At 60.0% G+C, this 18,540-nt stretch carries 14 protein-coding genes; 10 read left to right on the forward strand and 4 right to left on the reverse strand.

Annotation, left to right across the window (positions count from 1 at the left end; genetic code table 11):
• Positions 1–31 precede the first annotated feature (31 nt).
• Positions 32–283, forward strand: a complete 252-nt coding sequence (tusA, locus tag BMY45_RS25930; protein ID WP_092403091.1) for a sulfurtransferase TusA — start codon at positions 32–34, stop codon at positions 281–283.
• Here tusA and BMY45_RS25935 read toward each other — a convergent pair.
• A complete protein-coding gene (locus tag BMY45_RS25935) occupies positions 280–1,683 on the reverse strand; it encodes an MATE family efflux transporter (protein WP_092403093.1) in 1,404 nt (467 codons plus the stop codon). The genes tusA and BMY45_RS25935 overlap by 4 nt on opposite strands.
• Before the next feature lie 346 nt (positions 1,684–2,029).
• Between BMY45_RS25935 and pdxB the strand changes: the two genes are divergently transcribed.
• A complete protein-coding gene (gene pdxB / locus BMY45_RS25940; protein WP_092403095.1) occupies positions 2,030–3,172 on the forward strand; it encodes a 4-phosphoerythronate dehydrogenase PdxB in 1,143 nt (380 codons plus the stop codon).
• Positions 3,173–3,422: 250 nt separating this feature from the next.
• Here pdxB and BMY45_RS25945 read toward each other — a convergent pair whose 3' ends face one another.
• Positions 3,423–3,602 (reverse strand): PA1571 family protein, encoded by a 180-nt coding sequence (locus tag BMY45_RS25945; RefSeq protein ID WP_092403097.1) that lies wholly within the window; start codon positions 3,600–3,602, stop codon positions 3,423–3,425.
• A 259-nt stretch (positions 3,603–3,861) separates the two neighbouring features.
• Between BMY45_RS25945 and BMY45_RS25950 the strand changes: the two genes are divergently transcribed.
• Both BMY45_RS25950 and BMY45_RS25955 read left to right on the forward strand, forming a co-directional pair.
• Entirely contained in the window at positions 3,862–5,631 is a 1,770-nt protein-coding gene (locus tag BMY45_RS25950) for an ABC transporter transmembrane domain-containing protein (RefSeq protein WP_092403099.1), read from the forward strand.
• Between the two features lie 40 nt (positions 5,632–5,671).
• Positions 5,672–5,983 (forward strand): Fic family protein, encoded by a 312-nt coding sequence (locus BMY45_RS25955; RefSeq protein WP_177193396.1) that lies wholly within the window; start codon positions 5,672–5,674, stop codon positions 5,981–5,983.
• Between the two features lie 215 nt (positions 5,984–6,198).
• Here BMY45_RS25955 and BMY45_RS25965 read toward each other — a convergent pair whose 3' ends face one another.
• Complete coding sequence (locus tag BMY45_RS25965; RefSeq protein ID WP_092403103.1) at positions 6,199–8,127, reverse strand: transglycosylase SLT domain-containing protein; 1,929 nt, start codon at positions 8,125–8,127, stop codon at positions 6,199–6,201.
• A 213-nt stretch (positions 8,128–8,340) separates the two neighbouring features.
• On the opposite strand from BMY45_RS25965, the gene BMY45_RS25970 reads away from it, so the two are divergent.
• Entirely contained in the window at positions 8,341–10,260 is a 1,920-nt protein-coding gene (locus BMY45_RS25970; protein WP_092403105.1) for an ATP-binding cassette domain-containing protein, read from the forward strand.
• A gap of 162 nt (positions 10,261–10,422) precedes the next feature.
• Here BMY45_RS25970 and BMY45_RS25975 read toward each other — a convergent pair whose 3' ends face one another.
• Positions 10,423–10,863, reverse strand: coding sequence for a universal stress protein (locus tag BMY45_RS25975; protein ID WP_092403107.1), 441 nt, complete (start codon positions 10,861–10,863; stop codon positions 10,423–10,425).
• Between the two features lie 110 nt (positions 10,864–10,973).
• Between BMY45_RS25975 and BMY45_RS25980 the strand changes: the two genes are divergently transcribed.
• From BMY45_RS25980 to topA, 5 genes are all read left to right on the forward strand, one after another.
• Complete coding sequence (locus BMY45_RS25980) at positions 10,974–11,411, forward strand: hypothetical protein (protein ID WP_092403109.1); 438 nt, start codon at positions 10,974–10,976, stop codon at positions 11,409–11,411.
• A gap of 617 nt (positions 11,412–12,028) precedes the next feature.
• Positions 12,029–14,176, forward strand: a complete 2,148-nt coding sequence (gene fadB / locus BMY45_RS25985) for a fatty acid oxidation complex subunit alpha FadB (RefSeq protein WP_092403111.1) — start codon at positions 12,029–12,031, stop codon at positions 14,174–14,176.
• Positions 14,177–14,206: 30 nt separating this feature from the next.
• A complete protein-coding gene (gene fadA / locus BMY45_RS25990) occupies positions 14,207–15,382 on the forward strand; it encodes an acetyl-CoA C-acyltransferase FadA (RefSeq protein WP_092403114.1) in 1,176 nt (391 codons plus the stop codon).
• 108 nt (positions 15,383–15,490) lie between these two features.
• Positions 15,491–15,727: a DUF1653 domain-containing protein gene (locus BMY45_RS25995; RefSeq protein WP_047227205.1), complete on the forward strand. Its 237-nt coding sequence runs from the start codon at positions 15,491–15,493 to the stop codon at positions 15,725–15,727.
• Between the two features lie 115 nt (positions 15,728–15,842).
• Complete coding sequence (gene topA / locus BMY45_RS26000) at positions 15,843–18,455, forward strand: type I DNA topoisomerase (protein WP_092403116.1); 2,613 nt, start codon at positions 15,843–15,845, stop codon at positions 18,453–18,455.
• The last annotated feature ends 85 nt before the right edge of the window (positions 18,456–18,540 follow it).

Raw genomic sequence — 18,540 nt, forward strand, 5'->3', positions numbered from 1 at the left:
CGACAATACCCGCCAGTTTCAGGAGTAGAACATGAGTGAAATAAACGATACGCCGGTCGACGGCACGCTGGATGCCACGGGCCTCAATTGCCCGGAGCCGGTGATGATGCTGCACCAGCATATCCGCGACCTGGCCCCCGGCGGATTGCTGAAGGTGATCGCCACCGACCCTTCGACCCGCCGTGACATCCCCAAGTTTTGCGTGTTTCTCGATCACGAACTGGTGGCCCAGCATGAGGAGGCTGGCACGTACCTCTACTGGATCCGCAAGAAGCTCGCTTAGCCCGCCGAACGACTGATGCGGATCTGCTTGCGTGCGCTGCGGGCCAGGCGAATCGACAGCATCAGCGCCGCGCAGCTCAAACCCACGATCAGGCCCTGCCACAAGCCACTCGGGCCGCTGGCCGCGCCGAGCCAGTCGGTCAGGCCCAGGATGTAACCCACGGGCAGGCCAATGCCCCAGTAGGCGAACAGCGTCAGGATCATCGTCACCCGAGTGTCCTGGTAGCCGCGCAATGCGCCTGCCGCTGTGACCTGAATCGCATCGGAAAACTGAAACAGCGCGGCATAGACGATCAGCATCGACGCCACTTCGATCACCACCGGGTCGCCGGTATAGATCGCCGCGATGGGCCCGCGCAGCCAGAACATCAGGCTCGCCGACAGGCAGGCATACGCCAGCGCCGTACCCATGCCGACGCCGGCGGCGAAGCGCGCTTCGCGAGGCTGGCGCCGGCCCAGGGCCTGGCCGACCCGCACTGTCACGGCCATGCCCAACGAATAGGGAATCATGAACACCAGGGAGCTGAAGTTCAGGGCAATCTGGTGCCCGGCCACCACGGTGGCGCCGAGGCTGCCGATCAGCAGAGCAATCACCGCAAAAATGCTCGATTCGGCAAACACCGCGATGCCAATTGGCAGGCCGATGCCCAGCAGGCGCTTGATGACGGTCCATTGTGGCCAGTCGAAGCGGTTGAATAGCCGGCTCGACTGGTAGGCCGGCGCCCAGCGCGCCCAACCGGCCATGCCCAGGGCCATGAACCACATCACCAGGGCCGTGGCCCAGCCGCAACCGACGCCGCCCATGGCGGGCAGGCCCAGATGCCCGTAAATGAAGATGTAATTGAGCGGAATGTTCAACGCCAGCCCGCACAAACCCAGCACCATCGCCGGACGTGTCCGGCCCAGGCCGTCGCTGAAGCAGCGAAGCACGTGATACAGGGCCACCGCCGGCAGGCCGGTGGCGATGCCTTGCAGGTACTCCATGCAAGGTCCGATCAGTTCGGGGTCCACGTTCATGATGTGCAGGATCGGTTCGGCGCCGAGCAGCGCCAGCGTCGCAATCAATCCCACCACCAGCGCCAGCCACAACGCCTGGCGCACCAGCGGACCAATTTCGTCGAACGTGCCGGCGCCGAAGCGCTGGGCGACTTTCGGCGTGGTGGCCAACAGTGTGCCGGTCATCAACAGGAACACCGGCACCCAGATCGAATTGCCCAGGGCCACCGCCGCCAGGTCCCGTGGCCCGACCCGCCCGGCCATCACCGCGTCGACAAAGCCCATGGCAGTGGTCGCCAACTGCGCCACCATGATCGGCAATGCCAGGGCCAGCAGCGTCTTGAGCTCCAGGCGAACCCGGGCCGGGCGGGAGAGGGGGGTGGTGTAGTCGATCACAGGATTCACAGGCCAAACGTCCGAAAAAAGAGAAGCGCGAGGCGGCGCATTCTACGCCTTGACACAGTGGTCAGGAAAAAACCTGTGTTGTGGATTTGTAATCGTTCGCTCAGCCATGCGAATGCTGTTGTGGCGAGGGAGCTTGCTCCCGCTCGGCTGTACTGTAGGAGCCGCCGAAGGCTGCGATCTTTTGATTTTTCACTTGAGATTTAAGTGTAAGAAAAAGATCGCAGCCTTCGGCAGCTCCTACAGGTCCAGCGGGAGCAAGCTCCCTCGCCACAACATCATTCGCTTCGGGTAATGCACAGGCCTAACGGAACGCCTACACTGCCCGTCCCGCCAAAGGAGCTCTGCCATGCTGATCGTCGCCGACGAAAATATTCCCCTGCTCGATGCGTTTTTCCAAGGTTTCGGTGAAATCCGCCGGGTCCCGGGGCGGGGCATCGACCGGGGGATGGTCGAGCAGGCCGATGTGTTGCTGGTGCGCTCCGTCACTCAGGTCAATCGCGCGCTGCTGGATGGCAGCAAGGTACGTTTCGTCGGCACCTGCACCATCGGCACCGATCACCTGGATCTGGATTATTTCACCGAGGCCGGTATTCGCTGGGCCAGCGCTCCGGGCTGTAACGCCCGTGGCGTGGTGGACTACGTGCTGGGCAGTCTGATGACCCTGGCTGAAATCGAAGGCGCGAACCTCAAGCAGCGTACCTTTGGTGTGGTCGGTGCCGGGCAGGTGGGCGGACGGTTGATCGAGGTGCTCAAGGGCCTGGGTTGGACGGTGAAAGTCTGCGACCCACCCCGTCAGGCTGCCGAAGGCGGCGATTATGTGAGTCTGGAGCAGATCATCGAGCAGTGTGATGTGATCAGCCTGCACACACCGTTGACTCGCGACGGCGCGCAACCGACCTGGCACCTGTTCGATGAGCAGCGCCTGCGTCGGCTCCAGCCCGGTACCTGGCTGATCAATGCGGCCCGTGGACCGGTGATCGACAACACAGCGCTGCGCGAGGTGTTGCTGGAGCGCGAAGACCTGCAAGCGGTGCTGGATGTCTGGGAGCATGAGCCGACTGTCGATGCGGATCTGGCCGACTTGTGTGTGATCGCCACCCCGCACATTGCCGGCTACAGCCTCGATGGTCGCCAGCGTGGTACGGCGCAGATCTACGAATCCTTGTGCGCATTCCTCGAGCAACCGGTTGCGGTCCGGTTGAGCGATCTGCTGCCCCGACCATGGCTGGCCGGCATCACACTGGACGCTGAGACGGATCCTGCCTGGGCACTGGCGATGCTGTGCCGTGGCGTGTACGACCCACGCCGCGACGATGCGGATTTTCGTCGCAGTCTGGTGGGAACCGTCAGCGAACAACGCAGCGCTTTCGATGCCCTGCGCAAGCATTATCCGCCGCGTCGGGAGATCGACAGTTTGAATGTTCGCCTCGAGGGGCAGTCGCCGGCGTTGCAACAGATCGTGAGCGCTCTGGGCGCCACCACCCTTTAATCGGGATCGCTCTTGTGGCGAGCAGAGCTTGCTCCCGCTCGGTTGCGCTGTGTAGGAGCTGTCGAGCGAAGCGAGGCTGCGATCTTCCCAAAGCAGTTGAGTATCAAGCGAAAGATCAAAAGATCGCAGCCTTCGGCAGCTCCTACACAGCGCAGTCCAGCGGGAGCAAGAGCCAACCCTCAAGAGTCCGCAGAGGCTGCGGGCATAAAAAACCCGACATTAAGGTCGGGTTCAATGAAGACGGGCTGTATCACTTTTGTTCGGCAGGTTTGACCAGTCGTTTTTCCAGCTCGCTGCAGGCTTTCTGGATCATGTCTTCAGTGATCGGTACTTCGCGTCCATCTTCATCGATGATCGAACAGCCCAGAGACTGGTCCGGTTGCGTGCGGATCACTTGAATCTTGTCGTCGCTGCTGTGTTGCAAGGACATGGCCTGTCTCCTCATCAGGTTGTGTGCCTATTTTAGTGTCGCCAGGTGACCGAGCCATGACACTCCTTGTAGGTTCAAGGCGACAGCTCCACTCAATCAGAAACACAGACGCGTTTCCAGCCAGACTTTAGACCGATAACATCTAGCCTCTAGTCGTTACGGTCATATTTAACCTGACTCATTCTGATTCAACCAAGTTCCGCTGCGCCTCGGTGCCGTCGGACGGTCCATTTCCTGCTGCATTATCGGGTGCTTTCTGATGCTCTCTTCCCAACAACGCCGTGCCATACGCCTGGCCAGTGGCTTCATTGCGCCCTATCGCAAGCAGGTGGCGGGCGCCTTGCTGGCGCTTATCGTCACCGCTGGTATCACCTTGTCCATGGGACAGGGCATCCGGTTGCTGGTGGACCAGGGTTTCATGACGCGCTCCCCGCACCTGCTCAATCAGTCCATTGGCCTGTTCATGGTGCTTGTGGTGGGATTGGCGATCGGCACTTTTTCCCGTTTCTACCTGGTGTCCTGGATTGGCGAGCGAGTGGTGGCCGATATCCGCCGGCAGGTCTTCAACCATCTGGTGTATTTGCACCCGGGCTTTTACGAGAACAACCGCAGCTCGGAAATCCAGTCGCGTCTGACCGCCGATACGACCTTATTGCAGTCAGTGATCGGCTCGTCGTTGTCGCTATTTTTGCGCAACGCCTTGATGGTGGTCGGCGGCATTGTGTTGTTGTTCATCACCAACCCCAAACTCACCAGTATCGTGGTGATTGCCCTGCCGTTGGTCTTGGCGCCGATCCTGATATTCGGGCGGCGAGTGCGCAGCCTGTCGCGCCAGAGTCAGGACCGCATTGCCGATGTCGGCAGCTACGTCTCCGAGACGCTCGGCCAGATCAAAACCGTGCAGGCCTACAACCATCAGGTCCAGGATGAGCGGCGCTTTGCGGTGACCGTGGAGCAGGCCTTCGACACCGCCCGCAAGCGCATCGCCCAGCGGGCCTGGCTGATCACACTGGTGATCGTGCTGGTGCTGGGGGCGGTGGGGGTGATGCTCTGGGTCGGGGGCATGGACGTCATCGCCGGGCGGATTTCCGGTGGTGAGCTGGCGGCGTTTGTGTTCTACAGCCTGATCGTCGGCAGCGCCTTCGGCACCCTGAGCGAAGTCATCGGAGAGTTGCAACGGGCGGCCGGCGCGGCTGAGCGCATCGCCGAATTGCTACGCTCGGAAAATATCATCCAGCCGCCGGTTTCTGGCCTGATGACCTTGCCTGAACGGGTACGGGGTGATTTGCGTCTCGAAGGCGTGCGCTTCTCTTACCCGTCCCGGCCGGACAGCTATGCGGTCGACGGCCTGGACCTGAGCGTTCAGGCTGGCGAGACCCTGGCCCTGGTCGGGCCGTCCGGTGCCGGAAAATCCACGGTGTATGACCTGCTGCTGCGTTTCTACGACCCGGCGCAAGGGCAGATCCTCATTGACGATGTACCGCTGACCCAACTTGATCCGCTGGACCTGCGTCGTCATTTCGCCCTGGTTTCGCAGAACCCGGCCCTGTTTTTCGGCACGGTTGAAGAGAATATCCGCTACGGCAACCCCGAGGCGACGGCCGAGCAGGTGCGCGAAGCCGCGCAGATCGCCCACGCCCACGATTTCATCGAAAAAATGCCGGAGGGTTACCAGACCCACCTGGGTGACGGCGGTCTGGGGTTGTCCGGCGGTCAACGCCAGCGCCTGGCCATCGCCCGAGCGCTGCTGGTGGACGCGCCGATCCTGCTCTTGGACGAAGCCACCAGTGCCCTCGACGCGCAAAGCGAACACTTGATCCAGCAAGCGCTGCCCAGCCTGATGAAAAATCGCACCACCCTGGTCATCGCCCACCGCCTGGCCACAGTGAAAAATGCCGACCGGATCGCAGTGATGGACCAGGGCAAGGTGGTTGCCGTGGGCACCCATCAGGAACTGGTCGCCAGCAATGCCCTGTATGCAAGGCTGGCGGCGTTGCAGTTCAATCAGCAAGGCGAGCCTGCTCAATGAATGCGATCGTTTGGCTGAGGCGACACCTTTTGTGGAGTTCATGCTGCAAGCACTGTGTGTGGCCCTCGGGGAAGCCATTCGTAACGAACCACTGACCGACCCAGTAACCGACCCAGTAACCGACCAAGTAGCACGGCTGCTTCTGGCGTTGCGTGGCGGCGCTTCACTTAAGATCAGTGAGTTGATGGGGCAGTTGGGACTGGCACACAAGGCCACTTTCAGGGGGAACTATCTCAAGCCGGCATTAGCCGCCGGCTTGGTCGAAATGACTGACCCCGAATCCCCCAACAGCCCAGCACAGCGGTATCGCCTTACTCAGTCGGGTAAGCGGGCTTGCGTGCAGGTTGGTTGAATTCTGCCCGCACATAAGCACTGTGGGAGCGGGCTTGCTCGCGAAAGCGGTGTGTCAGCCGGCGATGATGCTGACTGATCCACTGCTTTCGCGAGCAAGCCCGCTCCCACAAGTCCCCGCAACCAACCAAAAAAATGCCCGCATCTTTCGATACGGGCATTTTTTGCTGTTCAGGAACAGCTTGCCGCTTGAGGCTTAACGCCTGTCGCTAACGCCTACTGATCATCAAAATACCGCTCATGCCAGTCCACCAGCGGTTGCGGCGAGTTGAGTTTCTGGCCGTAGATCACCGAGTACGACAACACGTTCTGCACGTATTGCCGGGTTTCGTCGAAGGGGATGCTTTCCACCCAGACATCGAAGCTCAGGTGGTCGGCACCGCGCAGCCACTGACGCACCCGACCGGGGCCGGCGTTGTAGGCGGCGGAGGCCAGGACGCGGTTGCCGTTGAACTGGCTGTGAACCTGACTCAGGTACGCCGCGCCCAGCTGGATGTTTTTGTCCGGGTTCAGCACTTGCTTGGGCGAGGCCAGCGGGATGTTGAACTTGCGCGCGGTTTCCTTGGCGGTGGCCGGCATCAACTGCATCAGGCCGCTGGCGCCGACACCGGAGCGCGCATCTTCCATGAAGGCACTTTCCTGTCGAGTGATGGCGAACACCCAGCTTGAATGCAGGCCGCGCACCTTGGCTTCACGCACCAGGGTGTCGCGGTAGGCCATTGGGAAGCGAATATCCAGGTCGTCCCAATACTTGGCCTGGCTGATGGTGCGGATCGCCGGGAAGTACCATTTCAGGTCGTAGGCCAGTTTCGCCTGGGCGACCATTTCGTCCCGGTTGAAGTGGCGAGTGACGTGATACCACTCGCGACGACCGTCGACGATCTGACCCCGGGCATGAAACTCCAGGGCGCGACGAATACCCGGCGTGTTGCGCACTTTGTTGATCAGCGCCTGGCTCATCACCAGCGGCTTGTTGTTAAGCGAGTAGGGCGATTGGGAGCGGTCGGCGGCCAGGAAACCATAGAAGTCCCGCTCACGGGCCAGATGCTTGTAAAGCGTCAGTGCCTCGGGATTTTTTGGCTGCGCCAGTTCCAGGCTACGGGCCTGCCAGTAACGCCAGCGACTGGTGCTGGCCAGCGTCTCGGGCAGGCGACGGGTCAACTCATAGGCGTCGTCCCAGCGGGCCAGGCGCAACAGCAGGCGCAAGCGCCATTCCGAGACGGTATCGTCGCGCAGTTCCGGGTCATATTTTGTCATCACACCCAGGGCGCGGCTGTCGAAGCGTTTGGCCAGGGTCAGACCTATTTCCCGGGCGATGGCTACTTTTTCGTTCTTGGAAAAGTGCATGGAGCTGGCGTAGCCGTCCAGCAGCGCCATGGCTTTCTCTGGATCCTGGCGAGCAAGGCGCCGCAAGCCGAGGCTGACGATATCGGCCATCGGCTCATCGGCCGGGCTGAAGCGCGATGGTTGATTGAGCAGTTCCGGTTTTTGCGCCACGTCCAGCAGCAGTTGGCCGCGAGGGGCAAGGGTAGTCAGGCCGCTGATCAGGCTTTTGGCCAGTGGATAATTGCGGGCCTGGGCGGCCAGTTTGGCGCGCTCCCAGCGCTTCTGCTCAGTCAGCTGACCCTGGGTCGCCCACAGGCCGAACAGCGCATCGCACGCGGCCGGTTGGGATTTGCCGGTGAGCCAAAGCTTTTCGGTGTTGGCGTAACCTTCGGCCTTGAGACCATGACTGAGCTGATATTGGGCGTTGAGACAGTCCAGTTCGGTGAAGTTGAGCTTGGAGTCGTAGTACTTGACGAAGGTCGCCCAATCGCCACGGTCGGCCAGCCAGCGCAACCAGCGCAATTTCATCCAGTTGGCCTGGGGCAGGTCGCCATGCTCGGCGAGAAATTTCTCGATTTCGGCATTGCTGGCGCTCTTGAGGCGAGCGGTCAGTTCGTCGTAGGCCAGGTAGGGTTCCAGCGGGTAATCACGCAGGGCCTGGCTGTAGCGAAAATAGGGGCCGGAATCACCTTTGGCCAAGGCGCGCTTGGCTTCATCGTAATACTGACGCTGGGTGGAAATATCCACCGCCTCGGCGGTTTGAACGGCAGTGGCACATACAAACAAGCAAGATAAAACACTGAAAAGGCGACTGCGCATGATACGTCCGGGCAGAAAAAACATGACAAGCCCAAGGTTTGACCCAGGGTAACTGTCTGTAGCTTAGCCTTTTGCCAGCAATGGGCGAAAGCTTTGCGGGGGCATCCGCACAAGTTCGCAACATTTGTTATGCAGAGTGCTTCAGTGGCGAAATTGGCGGACTTCTGGGGCCTCATCTCAGGTAGAATGCGCGCCCGGTTTTTGGAGAAGCTCATGACCCTGCTCAAATTCAGCGATGTGTCCCTTGCTTTCGGCGCTATGCCGTTGTTGGACAAGGTGTCCTGGCAGATCGCCCGTGGTGAGCGGGTGTGCATCATCGGCCGCAACGGCACTGGCAAGTCCAGCATGATGAAGCTGGTCAAGGGCGATCAGAAGCCCGATGACGGCTCGGTCTGGCGCGCACCAGGCCTGAAAATCGGCGAATTGCCCCAGGAACTGCCGGTGGCCGACGAGCGGACGGTGTTCGACGTGGTCGCCGAGGGTCTGGACGGTGTCGGCGCGTTGCTGGCCGAGTATCACCACCTGAGCCAGAACATCGTCACCGACGCTGATCTGGACAAGTTGATGCATGTGCAGCACGACCTCGAGGCCCGCGATGGCTGGCGCCTGCAGCAGTTGGTGGACAGCACCCTGAGCCGTCTGCAACTGCCGGCCGACAAGACCCTGGCCGAGTTGTCCGGTGGCTGGCGTCGCCGGGTGTTGTTGGCCCAGGCCCTGGTGTCCGAGCCGGACCTGCTGCTGCTCGACGAACCCACCAACCACCTGGACATTGGCGCCATCGCCTGGCTTGAAGAGGCCCTGAAGGATTTCCAGGGCGCGGTGCTGTTTATCACGCACGACCGTTCTTTCCTGCAAAACCTGGCGACCCGTATCCTCGAACTGGATCGCGGCGGCCTGATCGACTGGAACGGCGACTACGCCAGCTTCCTGGTGCACAAGGAAGCGGCGCTGGCGGCGGAAGAAACCGCGAACGCGCTGTTCGACAAGAAGCTGGCCCAGGAAGAAGTCTGGATTCGCCAGGGTATCAAGGCCCGTCGCACCCGCAACGAAGGCCGCGTACGGGCGCTCAAGGCACTGCGCATGGAACGCAGTGAGCGTCGCGAACGCACCGGCAAGGCCAATATTCAGCTGGATACCGCCGACAAGTCCGGCAAGCAGGTGATGGTGCTTGAGAACGTGAGTTTTGCGCACCCTGGCGGCCCGTTCCTGATCAAGGACTTTTCCATGGTGCTGCAGCGTGGTGACCGCATTGGCCTGCTGGGCGCCAACGGCACCGGCAAGACCACCTTGCTCAAGCTGATGCTCGGCGGCCTCGTACCGACCAATGGCAAGGTGGAGGAGGGCACGAAGATCGACGTCGCCTACTTCGACCAGTTGCGCCATCAGTTGGACCTTGAAAAAACCGTCATCGACAACGTTGCCGAAGGCCGCGATTTCATCGACATCGATGGCCAGAGCCGCCATGTGTTGAGCTATCTGGGCGACTTCCTGTTCAGCCCCCAGCGTGCCCGTACCCCGGTCAAGGCGCTGTCCGGCGGTGAGCGTGCCCGTCTGCTGCTGGCCAAACTGTTCAGCAAACCGGCGAACCTGCTGGTGCTCGACGAACCGACCAACGACCTGGACGTGGAAACCCTCGAGTTGCTGGAAGAGGTGCTGCTGACCTTCAACGGCACTGTGCTGATGGTCAGCCACGACCGGGCATTCCTCGACAACGTGGTTACCAGCACCCTGGTGTTCGAAGGCGAAGGCCTGGTGCGTGAATACGTCGGTGGTTATCAGGACTGGCTGCGCCAGGGCGGTTCGCCACGTCTGTTGGGCGTGACGGAGAGCAAGTCCGGCAAGGCCGACTTGAATTCGGCGGTGGTCAAGGCCGAGCCTGCTCCGGTGGCTGCCACAGCGGCCCCGGCCCCGACGAAAAAGAAGCTCAGCTACAAGTTGCAGCGTGAGCTGGAAGCATTGCCGGGTGATATCGACGCGAAGGAACAGCAGATCGCAGCGGTGCAAGCTGAAATGGCCGAGGCCGGCTTCTATCAGCGACCTGCCGCCGAAACCGCCAAGGTGATCGCGCATCTGGAGCAGTTGCAGGCCGAGCTGGACGCATTGGTCGAACGCTGGGCTGAACTGGATGCTTGATCCACTGTTGTAAAGAATCCCGGTGCTCAACCTTGAGCGCCGGGATTTCTATTTGAAATACAATCCCTTGTGGGAGCGGGCTTGCTCGCGAAAGCGGTGTTTCAGTCAGCTTCGATATTGGCTGTCACGACGCTTTCGCGAGCAAGCCCGCTCCCACAAAGGTTAAGTGCGCTTGACCAGATGCACCGCCAGCACGTCGCAAGGCGCGCCATGCAGCACATCGTTGGCGGTCGAGCCCAACAGCAGTGCCAGGCCATGACGACCATGGCTGCCCACGACGATCAGGTCGCAACCCTGTTCCTTGGCCAGGTGATGGATCTCCTGGCGCGGCTGGCCGTAGGTCAGGTGGCTGTATTCCTTTTTCAGGGCTGGGTATTTCACGATCAGCCGGTCAAGGCGTTCCTTGGCTTGATCGAATTGTTGTTGTTGCAACTGGGAAAGGTCCATCGGCACATCACCACCGAAGGCCATGGCCATGGGTTCGACGATGTGAACCAGCGACAGTTTGGTGTCTCGACCTTCGCAAAGGGCCAGAGCACGCTTGACGACGGGATCACATTCTTCAGTGAGGTCGACGGCGACCAGGACGTGTGCGTAGTACATGGAAGGTACTCCAGAGAATTGCGATACGGTAAGTATGGCTGGTTTCAAGCGCATTGACGGCGACGTGGGTCAATCGTCAAAGGGCTCATCAGAATTCGGGGAGTACGAATATGACGGTCTGGATAGTGCTGTCAATCCTGTTGGTGGTATTAAGCCCCCTGGCATGGTTGCGCCCGTCCCGTGTTCAGAACGGTCGCATGGCGTTGCGCATGGAGGCGCGGCGCCTTGGCCTGGCCATGCAACTGGCGCGTCAGGAGTGGCCTCACTGGCTCGGGCAACAGGCGCCAAACCCCTGCGCTCAGTACCATCGGCCCCGACGGGGCAAGCAGCCGGCTATCTGGACCTACTGGCAAACCGCGCCGGGCGTATGGGTCAATCAGTGGCGCGAAGTCTGCCAGGATGAGTCGTTGCTCAATCATTTCGAAAAATTGCCAGCCAACGTCTACAAAATTGAAGCCGACGGGCAAATGATCGCCTTGTATTGGGGCGAGAAGGGTGAGGCGAGTGTTTTGCAGGAGATTTCCTCGGTGCTGAAGGCGCTGGCCTGAATCTCCTGGCCTGCATCCTCCGTAGGAGCTGTCGAGCGAAGCGAGGCTGCGATCTGTCCGCACTCGATTGAGTCTTAAGTGAAAATTAAAGATCGTCCGAACGCAGCCCGAGCCTTCGGCAGCTCCTAATGGCATAAAAAAGCCCGACAGTCTCATCGGGCGGGTTGGCCAGGCAGGCCGGTAATCGAAGTTGTTTGCGGGGCGTTCGTTCGAAACGTCCTTCTCCAAAGATTTAAAAGCGTTCCCGCCAGCTTAGCCGGTTGAGTCCGACGTGCATGGAATTAGGGCGACTTTTCTAAATATTGATTCTATGAATGGCCCTGTATGCAGCGCCGTGTTGCGGATCCGTGCGGTACGCAAATGACCGGGAAGTCGCGTTCAAGCCCCTGTTTAGGGCGATTGACAATTGTCGGAAATTCCGTGAAGGTGGCGTACCCAAATCAAACGGGCGTATGAATTGAGCGTTTGTATTTTCCGAACGTTCCTACAGAACCCCGACTATCGCGTTGACGGGTGTGCCTGGCGGATTGGCGTAGCATCGGCGGTAACGTCAATGCCGAACCAGCAGTCAGCGTTCAACGTGTACTGTTCAGCTTCCATATCGTGGAGATCAGTTGATGATTTACGAAGGTAAAGCCATCACGGTTAAGGCTCTTGAAAGTGGCATCGTCGAACTGAAGTTCGATCTCAAGGGTGAGTCCGTCAACAAGTTCAACCGTCTAACCCTGAATGAACTGCGTCAGGCCGTGGACACTATCAAGGCAGATGCTTCGATCAAGGGTGTGATCGTCAGCAGCGGCAAGGACGTCTTCATCGTCGGCGCCGACATCACCGAATTCGTCGATAACTTCAAGCTGCCCGATGCCGAACTGATCGCTGGCAACCTCGAAGCGAACCGTATTTTCAGCGACTTCGAAGACCTCAACGTACCGACCGTCGCGGCCATCAACGGCATCGCCCTGGGTGGCGGCCTCGAGATGTGCCTGGCAGCGGATTATCGCGTCATGTCCAGCACGGCCAAGATCGGCCTGCCGGAAGTCAAGCTGGGCATCTACCCGGGCTTTGGCGGTACCGTGCGTCTGCCACGCCTCATCGGTGCCGACAACGCCATCGAGTGGATTGCCGCCGGCAAGGAAAATCGTGCTGAAGACGCGCTGAAAGTCGGCGCCGTGGATGCCGTGGTCGAGCCTGGCAAACTCCAGGAAGCGGCCCTTGAAACGATCAAGCGCGCCATCAGTGGCGAGTTCGACTACAAGGCCAAGCGCCAGCCGAAGCTGGAAAAGCTCAAGCTCAACGCCATCGAACAAATGATGGCTTTCGAAACCGCCAAGGGTTTCGTCGCCGGTCAAGCTGGCCCGAACTACCCGGCGCCGGTTGAAGCGATCAAGACCATCCAGAAAGCCGCGAACTTCGGTCGCGACAAGGCCCTGGAAGTCGAAGCCGCCGGCTTCGTCAAACTGGCCAAGACCTCGGCTGCACAAAGCCTGATAGGTCTGTTCCTCAATGACCAGGAACTGAAGAAAAAGGCCAAGGCCTACGACGAAATTGCCCGTGACGTGAAGCAGGCCGCCGTACTCGGTGCCGGTATCATGGGTGGCGGTATCGCCTACCAGTCGGCGTCCAAAGGCACGCCGATCCTGATGAAAGACATCAACGAACACGGTATCGAGCAAGGCCTGGCCGAGGCGGCCAAGCTGCTGGTTGGTCGCGTCGATAAAGGTCGCATGACCGCGGCGAAGATGGCCGAAGTGCTCAACGGCATTCGTCCAACCCTGTCCTACGGCGATTTCGGCCATGTCGACCTGGTGGTCGAAGCCGTTGTCGAGAACCCGAAGGTCAAGCAGGCGGTACTGGCTGAAGTCGAAGACAAGGTCAAAGAGGACACCATCCTCGCTTCGAACACCTCGACCATCTCCATCTCGCTGCTGGCCAAGGCCCTCAAGCGTCCGGAAAACTTCGTCGGCATGCACTTCTTCAACCCGGTGCACATGATGCCGCTGGTGGAAGTGATCCGAGGCGAGAAGTCCAGCGAACAAGCGATCGCCACCACTGTCGCCTACGCCAAGAAAATGGGCAAGAACCCGATCGTCGTCAATGACTGCCCAGGCTTTTTGGTCAACCGCGTACTGTTCCCGTACTTCGGCGGTTTCGCCAAGCTGGTCAGCGCCGGCGTGGACTTTGTGCGCATCGACAAGATCATGGAAAAATTCGGCTGGCCAATGGGCCCGGCGTACCTGATGGACGTGGTCGGCATCGACACCGGCCACCATGGTCGTGACGTCATGGCTGAAGGCTTCCCGGACCGCATGAAAGACGACCGCCGGTCGGCCGTCGACGTGCTCTACGAAGCCAAGCGCCTGGGCCAGAAGAACGGCAAGGGTTTCTACGCCTACGAGACCGACAAGCGCGGCAAGCAGAAGAAAGTCGCCGATTCGTCGGTGCTGGAAGTGCTCAAGCCGATTGTCTACGAGCAGCGCGAAGTCACCGACGAAGACATCATCAACTGGATGATGATCCCGCTGTGCCTCGAAACCGTGCGTTGCCTGGAAGACGGCATTGTTGAAACCGCCGCCGAAGCTGACATGGGTCTGGTCTACGGTATCGGTTTCCCTCCATTCCGTGGCGGCGCGCTGCGCTACATCGATTCGATCGGTGTAGCCGAGTTCGTTGCCCTGGCAGACCAGTACGCTGATTTGGGCGCGCTGTACCACCCGACCGCGAAGCTGCGTGAAATGGCCAAGAATGGCCAGAGCTTCTTCGGTTAAGCGCCCAACGACTAGAGCGAGAGAACATTTATGAGCTTGAATCCTAGAGACGTCGTGATTGTCGACTTCGGTCGTACGCCGATGGGCCGCTCCAAGGGCGGCATGCACCGCAACACCCGCGCCGAAGACATGTCGGCGCACCTGATCAGCAAGCTGCTGGAACGTAACGTCAAGGTCGACCCCAACGAAGTCGAAGACGTGATCTGGGGCTGTGTGAACCAGACCCTGGAGCAGGGCTGGAACATTGCCCGCATGGCTTCGCTGATGACCCAGATCCCTCACACCGCGGCCGGCCAGACCGTCAGTCGTCTGTGCGGTTCGTCCATGAGCGCGCTGCATACCGCTGCTCAGGCAATCATGACCGGCAACGGTGATGTGTTCGTCGTCGGCGGTGTCGAGCACATGGGCCACGTAAGCATGATGCACGGCGTCGATCCGAACCCGCACATGTCGCTGTACGCGGCAAAAGCCTCGGGCATGATGGGCCTGACCGCGGAAATGCTCGGCAAAATGCACGGCATCACCCGCGAACAGCAGGACGCCTTTGGCGTGCGCTCCCACCAACTCGCCCACAAGGCGACCGTGGAAGGCAAGTTCAAGGACGAAATCATCCCGATGCAGGGCTACGACGAGAACGGTTTCCTGAAACTGTTCGACTACGACGAAACCATTCGTCCGGAAACCACCCTGGAAAGCCTGGCGGCCCTCAAGCCGGCCTTCAATCCAAAGGGCGGCACCGTGACTGCCGGTACTTCTTCGCAGATCACCGACGGTGCTTCGTGCATGATCGTGATGTCGGCCCAGCGTGCCCAGGACCTGGGCATCCAGCCGATGGCGGTGATTCGTTCGATGGCCGTGGCCGGTGTTGACCCGGCAATCATGGGCTATGGTCCAGTACCGGCGACGCAGAAAGCCTTGAAGCGTGCAGGTCTGAGCATTTCCGATATCGACTTCTTCGAGCTCAACGAAGCTTTCGCCGCACAGGCCCTGCCAGTGCTGAAAGATCTGAAAGTGCTCGACAAGATGAACGAGAAGGTTAACCTGCACGGCGGCGCGATCGCCCTGGGTCACCCGTTCGGTTGCTCCGGTGCGCGTATCTCCGGCACGCTGCTCAACGTCATGAAGCAGAACGGCGGCACCTTTGGGGTGTCCACTATGTGCATTGGTCTCGGCCAGGGCATCGCCACTGTCTTCGAACGCATCTAAGCGTTACGTCGATGGAAGCCGGGGCCAAGTGCCCCGGTTTTTGTTTTTTCCGGGTTTAGTAAAAAAATTTTGTTTTTATTTTGAAAAGATTTGAGAGAGGGCCAAGACATGCCGATACAACCTGGGCTCTACCAACATTACAAAGGTCCGCAGTACCGCGTATTCAGCATCGCGCGGCATTCCGAGACCGAGGAAGAAGTGGTCTTCTATCAAGCCCTGTATGGCGATTACGGCTTTTGGGTGCGGCCGTTGAGCATGTTCCAGGAGTCTGTCGAAGTTGACGGCGAGCAGGTGCCACGCTTTGCTTTGGTGCAGGCCGAAGAGAGCCTTTTTTCCAAGCCTTGAGGCCGATACCGGGGCAACCCTGCGCTTGACCTCACCTTGCAGCCACTATATATAGCGGTGCCGCGTCAGGCGCCAACCGCCTTTCACTTTTTAGAATTCAGGAATTTTCTGATCCATGGGCAAATCGCTGGTCATTGTGGAATCCCCGGCTAAGGCCAAGACCATCAACAAGTATCTGGGCAACCAATACGTGGTGAAGTCGAGTATCGGCCATATCCGAGACCTGCCCACCAGCGGTTCGGCTAGCGCCAGCAAGGAGCCAGCCGCCAAACGCGGCAAGGCTGCTGCCGGTGAAGCGCCGGCGCTGTCGCCCAAAGACAAGGCGCGCAAGCAGCTGGTCTCTCGCATGGGGGTTGATCCGGAACACGGCTGGAAAGCCAAGTACGAGATCCTCCCGGGCAAGGAAAAGGTCATCGAAGAACTGCGTCGGCTCGCCAAGGATGCCGACACCATCTATCTGGCGACGGACTTGGACCGCGAAGGGGAAGCCATTGCCTGGCACCTGCGCGAAGCCATCGGTGGGGATGACAGCCGCTACAAGCGCGTGGTGTTCAACGAAATCACCAAGAAGGCCATCCAGGAGGCCTTCTCCCAGCCGGGCGAGCTGGACATCGATCGGGTCAACGCCCAACAGGCGCGGCGCTTCCTTGACCGCGTGGTGGGCTACATGGTCTCGCCGCTGCTATGGGCCAAGATCGCCCGTGGCCTGTCGGCCGGTCGCGTGCAGTCGGTCGCCGTGAAGCTGGTGGTTGAGCGCGAGCGGGAAATCCGTGCGTTCATCCCTGAAGAGTACTGGGAAGTTCACGCCGACCTCGGCACCGCCAAGGGCGCCACCGTGCGCTTCGATGTGGCTCGCGAGAAGGGCGAAGCCTTCAAGCCGCTCAACGAAGCCCAAGCCATGGCTGCGCTGCAGAAGCTCAAGGCTTCCAGCTACAGCATCGTCAAGCGTGAAGACAAGCCGACCAGCAGCAAGCCGTCGGCACCGTTCATCACCTCCACGTTGCAACAGGCCGCGAGCAACCGCCTGGGCTTCGGTGTGAAGAAAACCATGATGATGGCCCAGCGTTTGTACGAGGCGGGCTACATCACGTATATGCGTACCGACTCGACCAACCTCTCGGCCGATGCCGTGACAATGGCGCGCACTTATATAGAAAGCGAGTTCGGCAAGAAATACCTGCCGGAGACGCCGAACGTCTACAGCAGCAAGGAGGGCGCACAAGAGGCTCACGAAGCGATTCGTCCCTCCGATGCCAACACCGAGCCAAGCAAACTGTCGGGAATGGAGCGCGATGCCGAGCGCCTCTACGAGCTGATCTGGCGCCAGTTCCTGGCCTGCCAGATGCTGCCGGCGCAATACCTGTCGACCACGGTCACCGTCGGTGCCGGCGACTTCGAGCTGCGCGCCAAGGGCCGCATTCTGAAGTTTGACGGCTACACCCGCGTCATGCCGCAAATCACCAAGCCGGGTGACGACGACGTCCTGCCAGACATGGCCCAGGGCGATGTGATGAAGCTGATCAAGCTCGATCCGACCCAGCACTTCACCAAGCCGCCGGCCCGTTATTCGGAAGCCAGTCTGGTCAAGGAAATGGAAAAGCGTGGCATCGGTCGTCCTTCTACCTACGCGGCGATCATTTCCACCATCCAGGACCGCGGTTACGTGGCGCTGCACAACCGTCGGTTCTATTCGGAAAAGATGGGAGACATCGTCACCGAACGTTTGTCCGAGAGCTTCTCCAACCTGATGGACTACGGCTTCACCGCCGGCATGGAAGAGAACCTCGACGATGTGGCCCAGGGTGAGCGGGACTGGAAAAACGTTCTCGACGAGTTTTATGGCGATTTCAAGAAAAAACTCGAAGTAGCCGAAAGTGTCGAGAACGGCATGCGGGCCAACCAGCCTGTGATGACCGACATCCCATGCCTGACGTGTGGTCGTCCGATGCAGATCCGTACCGCCTCGACAGGCGTGTTCCTGGGATGCTCGGGCTACAGTCTGCCTCCCAAGGAGCGCTGCAAGGCGACCGTCAACCTGGTGCCGGGTGACGAAATCGCCGCGGACGACGAGGGTGAATCGGAATCCCTGGTGCTGCGCGGCAAGCACCGCTGCCCGATCTGCAGCACGGCGATGGATGCCTACCTGTTGGATGAGAAGCGCAAGCTGCACATCTGCGGTAACAATCCCGATTGCGCCGGTTATGAGATCGAAGAGGGCACCTATCGCATCAAGGGCTATGAAGGCCCGAGCCTTGAATGCGACAAGTGTGGCAGTGAGATGCAGCTCAAGACCGGCCGTTTCGGCAAGTTCTTCGGCTGCACCAATCCAACCTGCAAGAACACCCGCAAACTGCTCAAGAGCGGTGATGCGGCGCCGCCGAAGATGGACCCGGTGAAGATGCCTGAACTCAAGTGCGAGAAGGTCAACGACACCTACATCCTGCGCGACGGCGCGTCTGGCCTGTTCCTGGCGGCCAGCCAGTTCCCGAAAAACCGCGAGACCCGTGCGCCGCTGGTGCTGGAGATCGTGCCGCATAAGGACGAAATCGATCCGAAGTACCATTTCCTCTGCGAAGCTCCGCAGAAGGATCCTGAGGGTCGGCCGGCGGTTATTCGTTACAGCCGCAAGACCAAGGAGCAGTACGTACAGACCGAGGTCGACGGCAAGCCAACCGGCTGGAAGGCGTACTACGACGGCGGCAAATGGACCGTCGAGGACAAGCGCTGAATAGCCTCAAGTAAACAAAAGGCCGCATGACAACCCATAGGTTTTCATGCGGCCTTTTTGTTTTTGCCTTGCAGTGGCCTCGGTT

The organism is Pseudomonas sp. NFACC39-1 (assembly GCF_900110355.1).
GTDB classification, from domain to species: domain Bacteria; phylum Pseudomonadota; class Gammaproteobacteria; order Pseudomonadales; family Pseudomonadaceae; genus Aquipseudomonas; species Aquipseudomonas tehranensis.

What these genes read in the sequence shown, in the direction of transcription:
- pdxB (WP_092403095.1), top strand. Translation starts at nt 2,030, where the DNA reads ATGCTGATCGTCGCCGACGAAAATATTCCCCTGCTCGATGCGTTTTTC.
- BMY45_RS25955 (WP_177193396.1), top strand. Translation starts at nt 5,672, where the DNA reads ATGCTGCAAGCACTGTGTGTGGCCCTCGGGGAAGCCATTCGTAACGAA.
- BMY45_RS25965 (WP_092403103.1), bottom strand. Translation starts at nt 8,127, where the DNA reads ATGCGCAGTCGCCTTTTCAGTGTTTTATCTTGCTTGTTTGTATGTGCC.
- BMY45_RS25995 (WP_047227205.1), top strand. Translation starts at nt 15,491, where the DNA reads ATGCCGATACAACCTGGGCTCTACCAACATTACAAAGGTCCGCAGTAC.
- fadA (WP_092403114.1), top strand. Translation starts at nt 14,207, where the DNA reads ATGAGCTTGAATCCTAGAGACGTCGTGATTGTCGACTTCGGTCGTACG.
- BMY45_RS25950 (WP_092403099.1), top strand. Translation starts at nt 3,862, where the DNA reads ATGCTCTCTTCCCAACAACGCCGTGCCATACGCCTGGCCAGTGGCTTC.
- fadB (WP_092403111.1), top strand. Translation starts at nt 12,029, where the DNA reads ATGATTTACGAAGGTAAAGCCATCACGGTTAAGGCTCTTGAAAGTGGC.
- BMY45_RS25980 (WP_092403109.1), top strand. Translation starts at nt 10,974, where the DNA reads ATGACGGTCTGGATAGTGCTGTCAATCCTGTTGGTGGTATTAAGCCCC.
- BMY45_RS25975 (WP_092403107.1), bottom strand. Translation starts at nt 10,863, where the DNA reads ATGTACTACGCACACGTCCTGGTCGCCGTCGACCTCACTGAAGAATGT.
- BMY45_RS25970 (WP_092403105.1), top strand. Translation starts at nt 8,341, where the DNA reads ATGACCCTGCTCAAATTCAGCGATGTGTCCCTTGCTTTCGGCGCTATG.
- tusA (WP_092403091.1), top strand. Translation starts at nt 32, where the DNA reads ATGAGTGAAATAAACGATACGCCGGTCGACGGCACGCTGGATGCCACG.
- BMY45_RS25945 (WP_092403097.1), bottom strand. Translation starts at nt 3,602, where the DNA reads ATGTCCTTGCAACACAGCAGCGACGACAAGATTCAAGTGATCCGCACG.
- topA (WP_092403116.1), top strand. Translation starts at nt 15,843, where the DNA reads ATGGGCAAATCGCTGGTCATTGTGGAATCCCCGGCTAAGGCCAAGACC.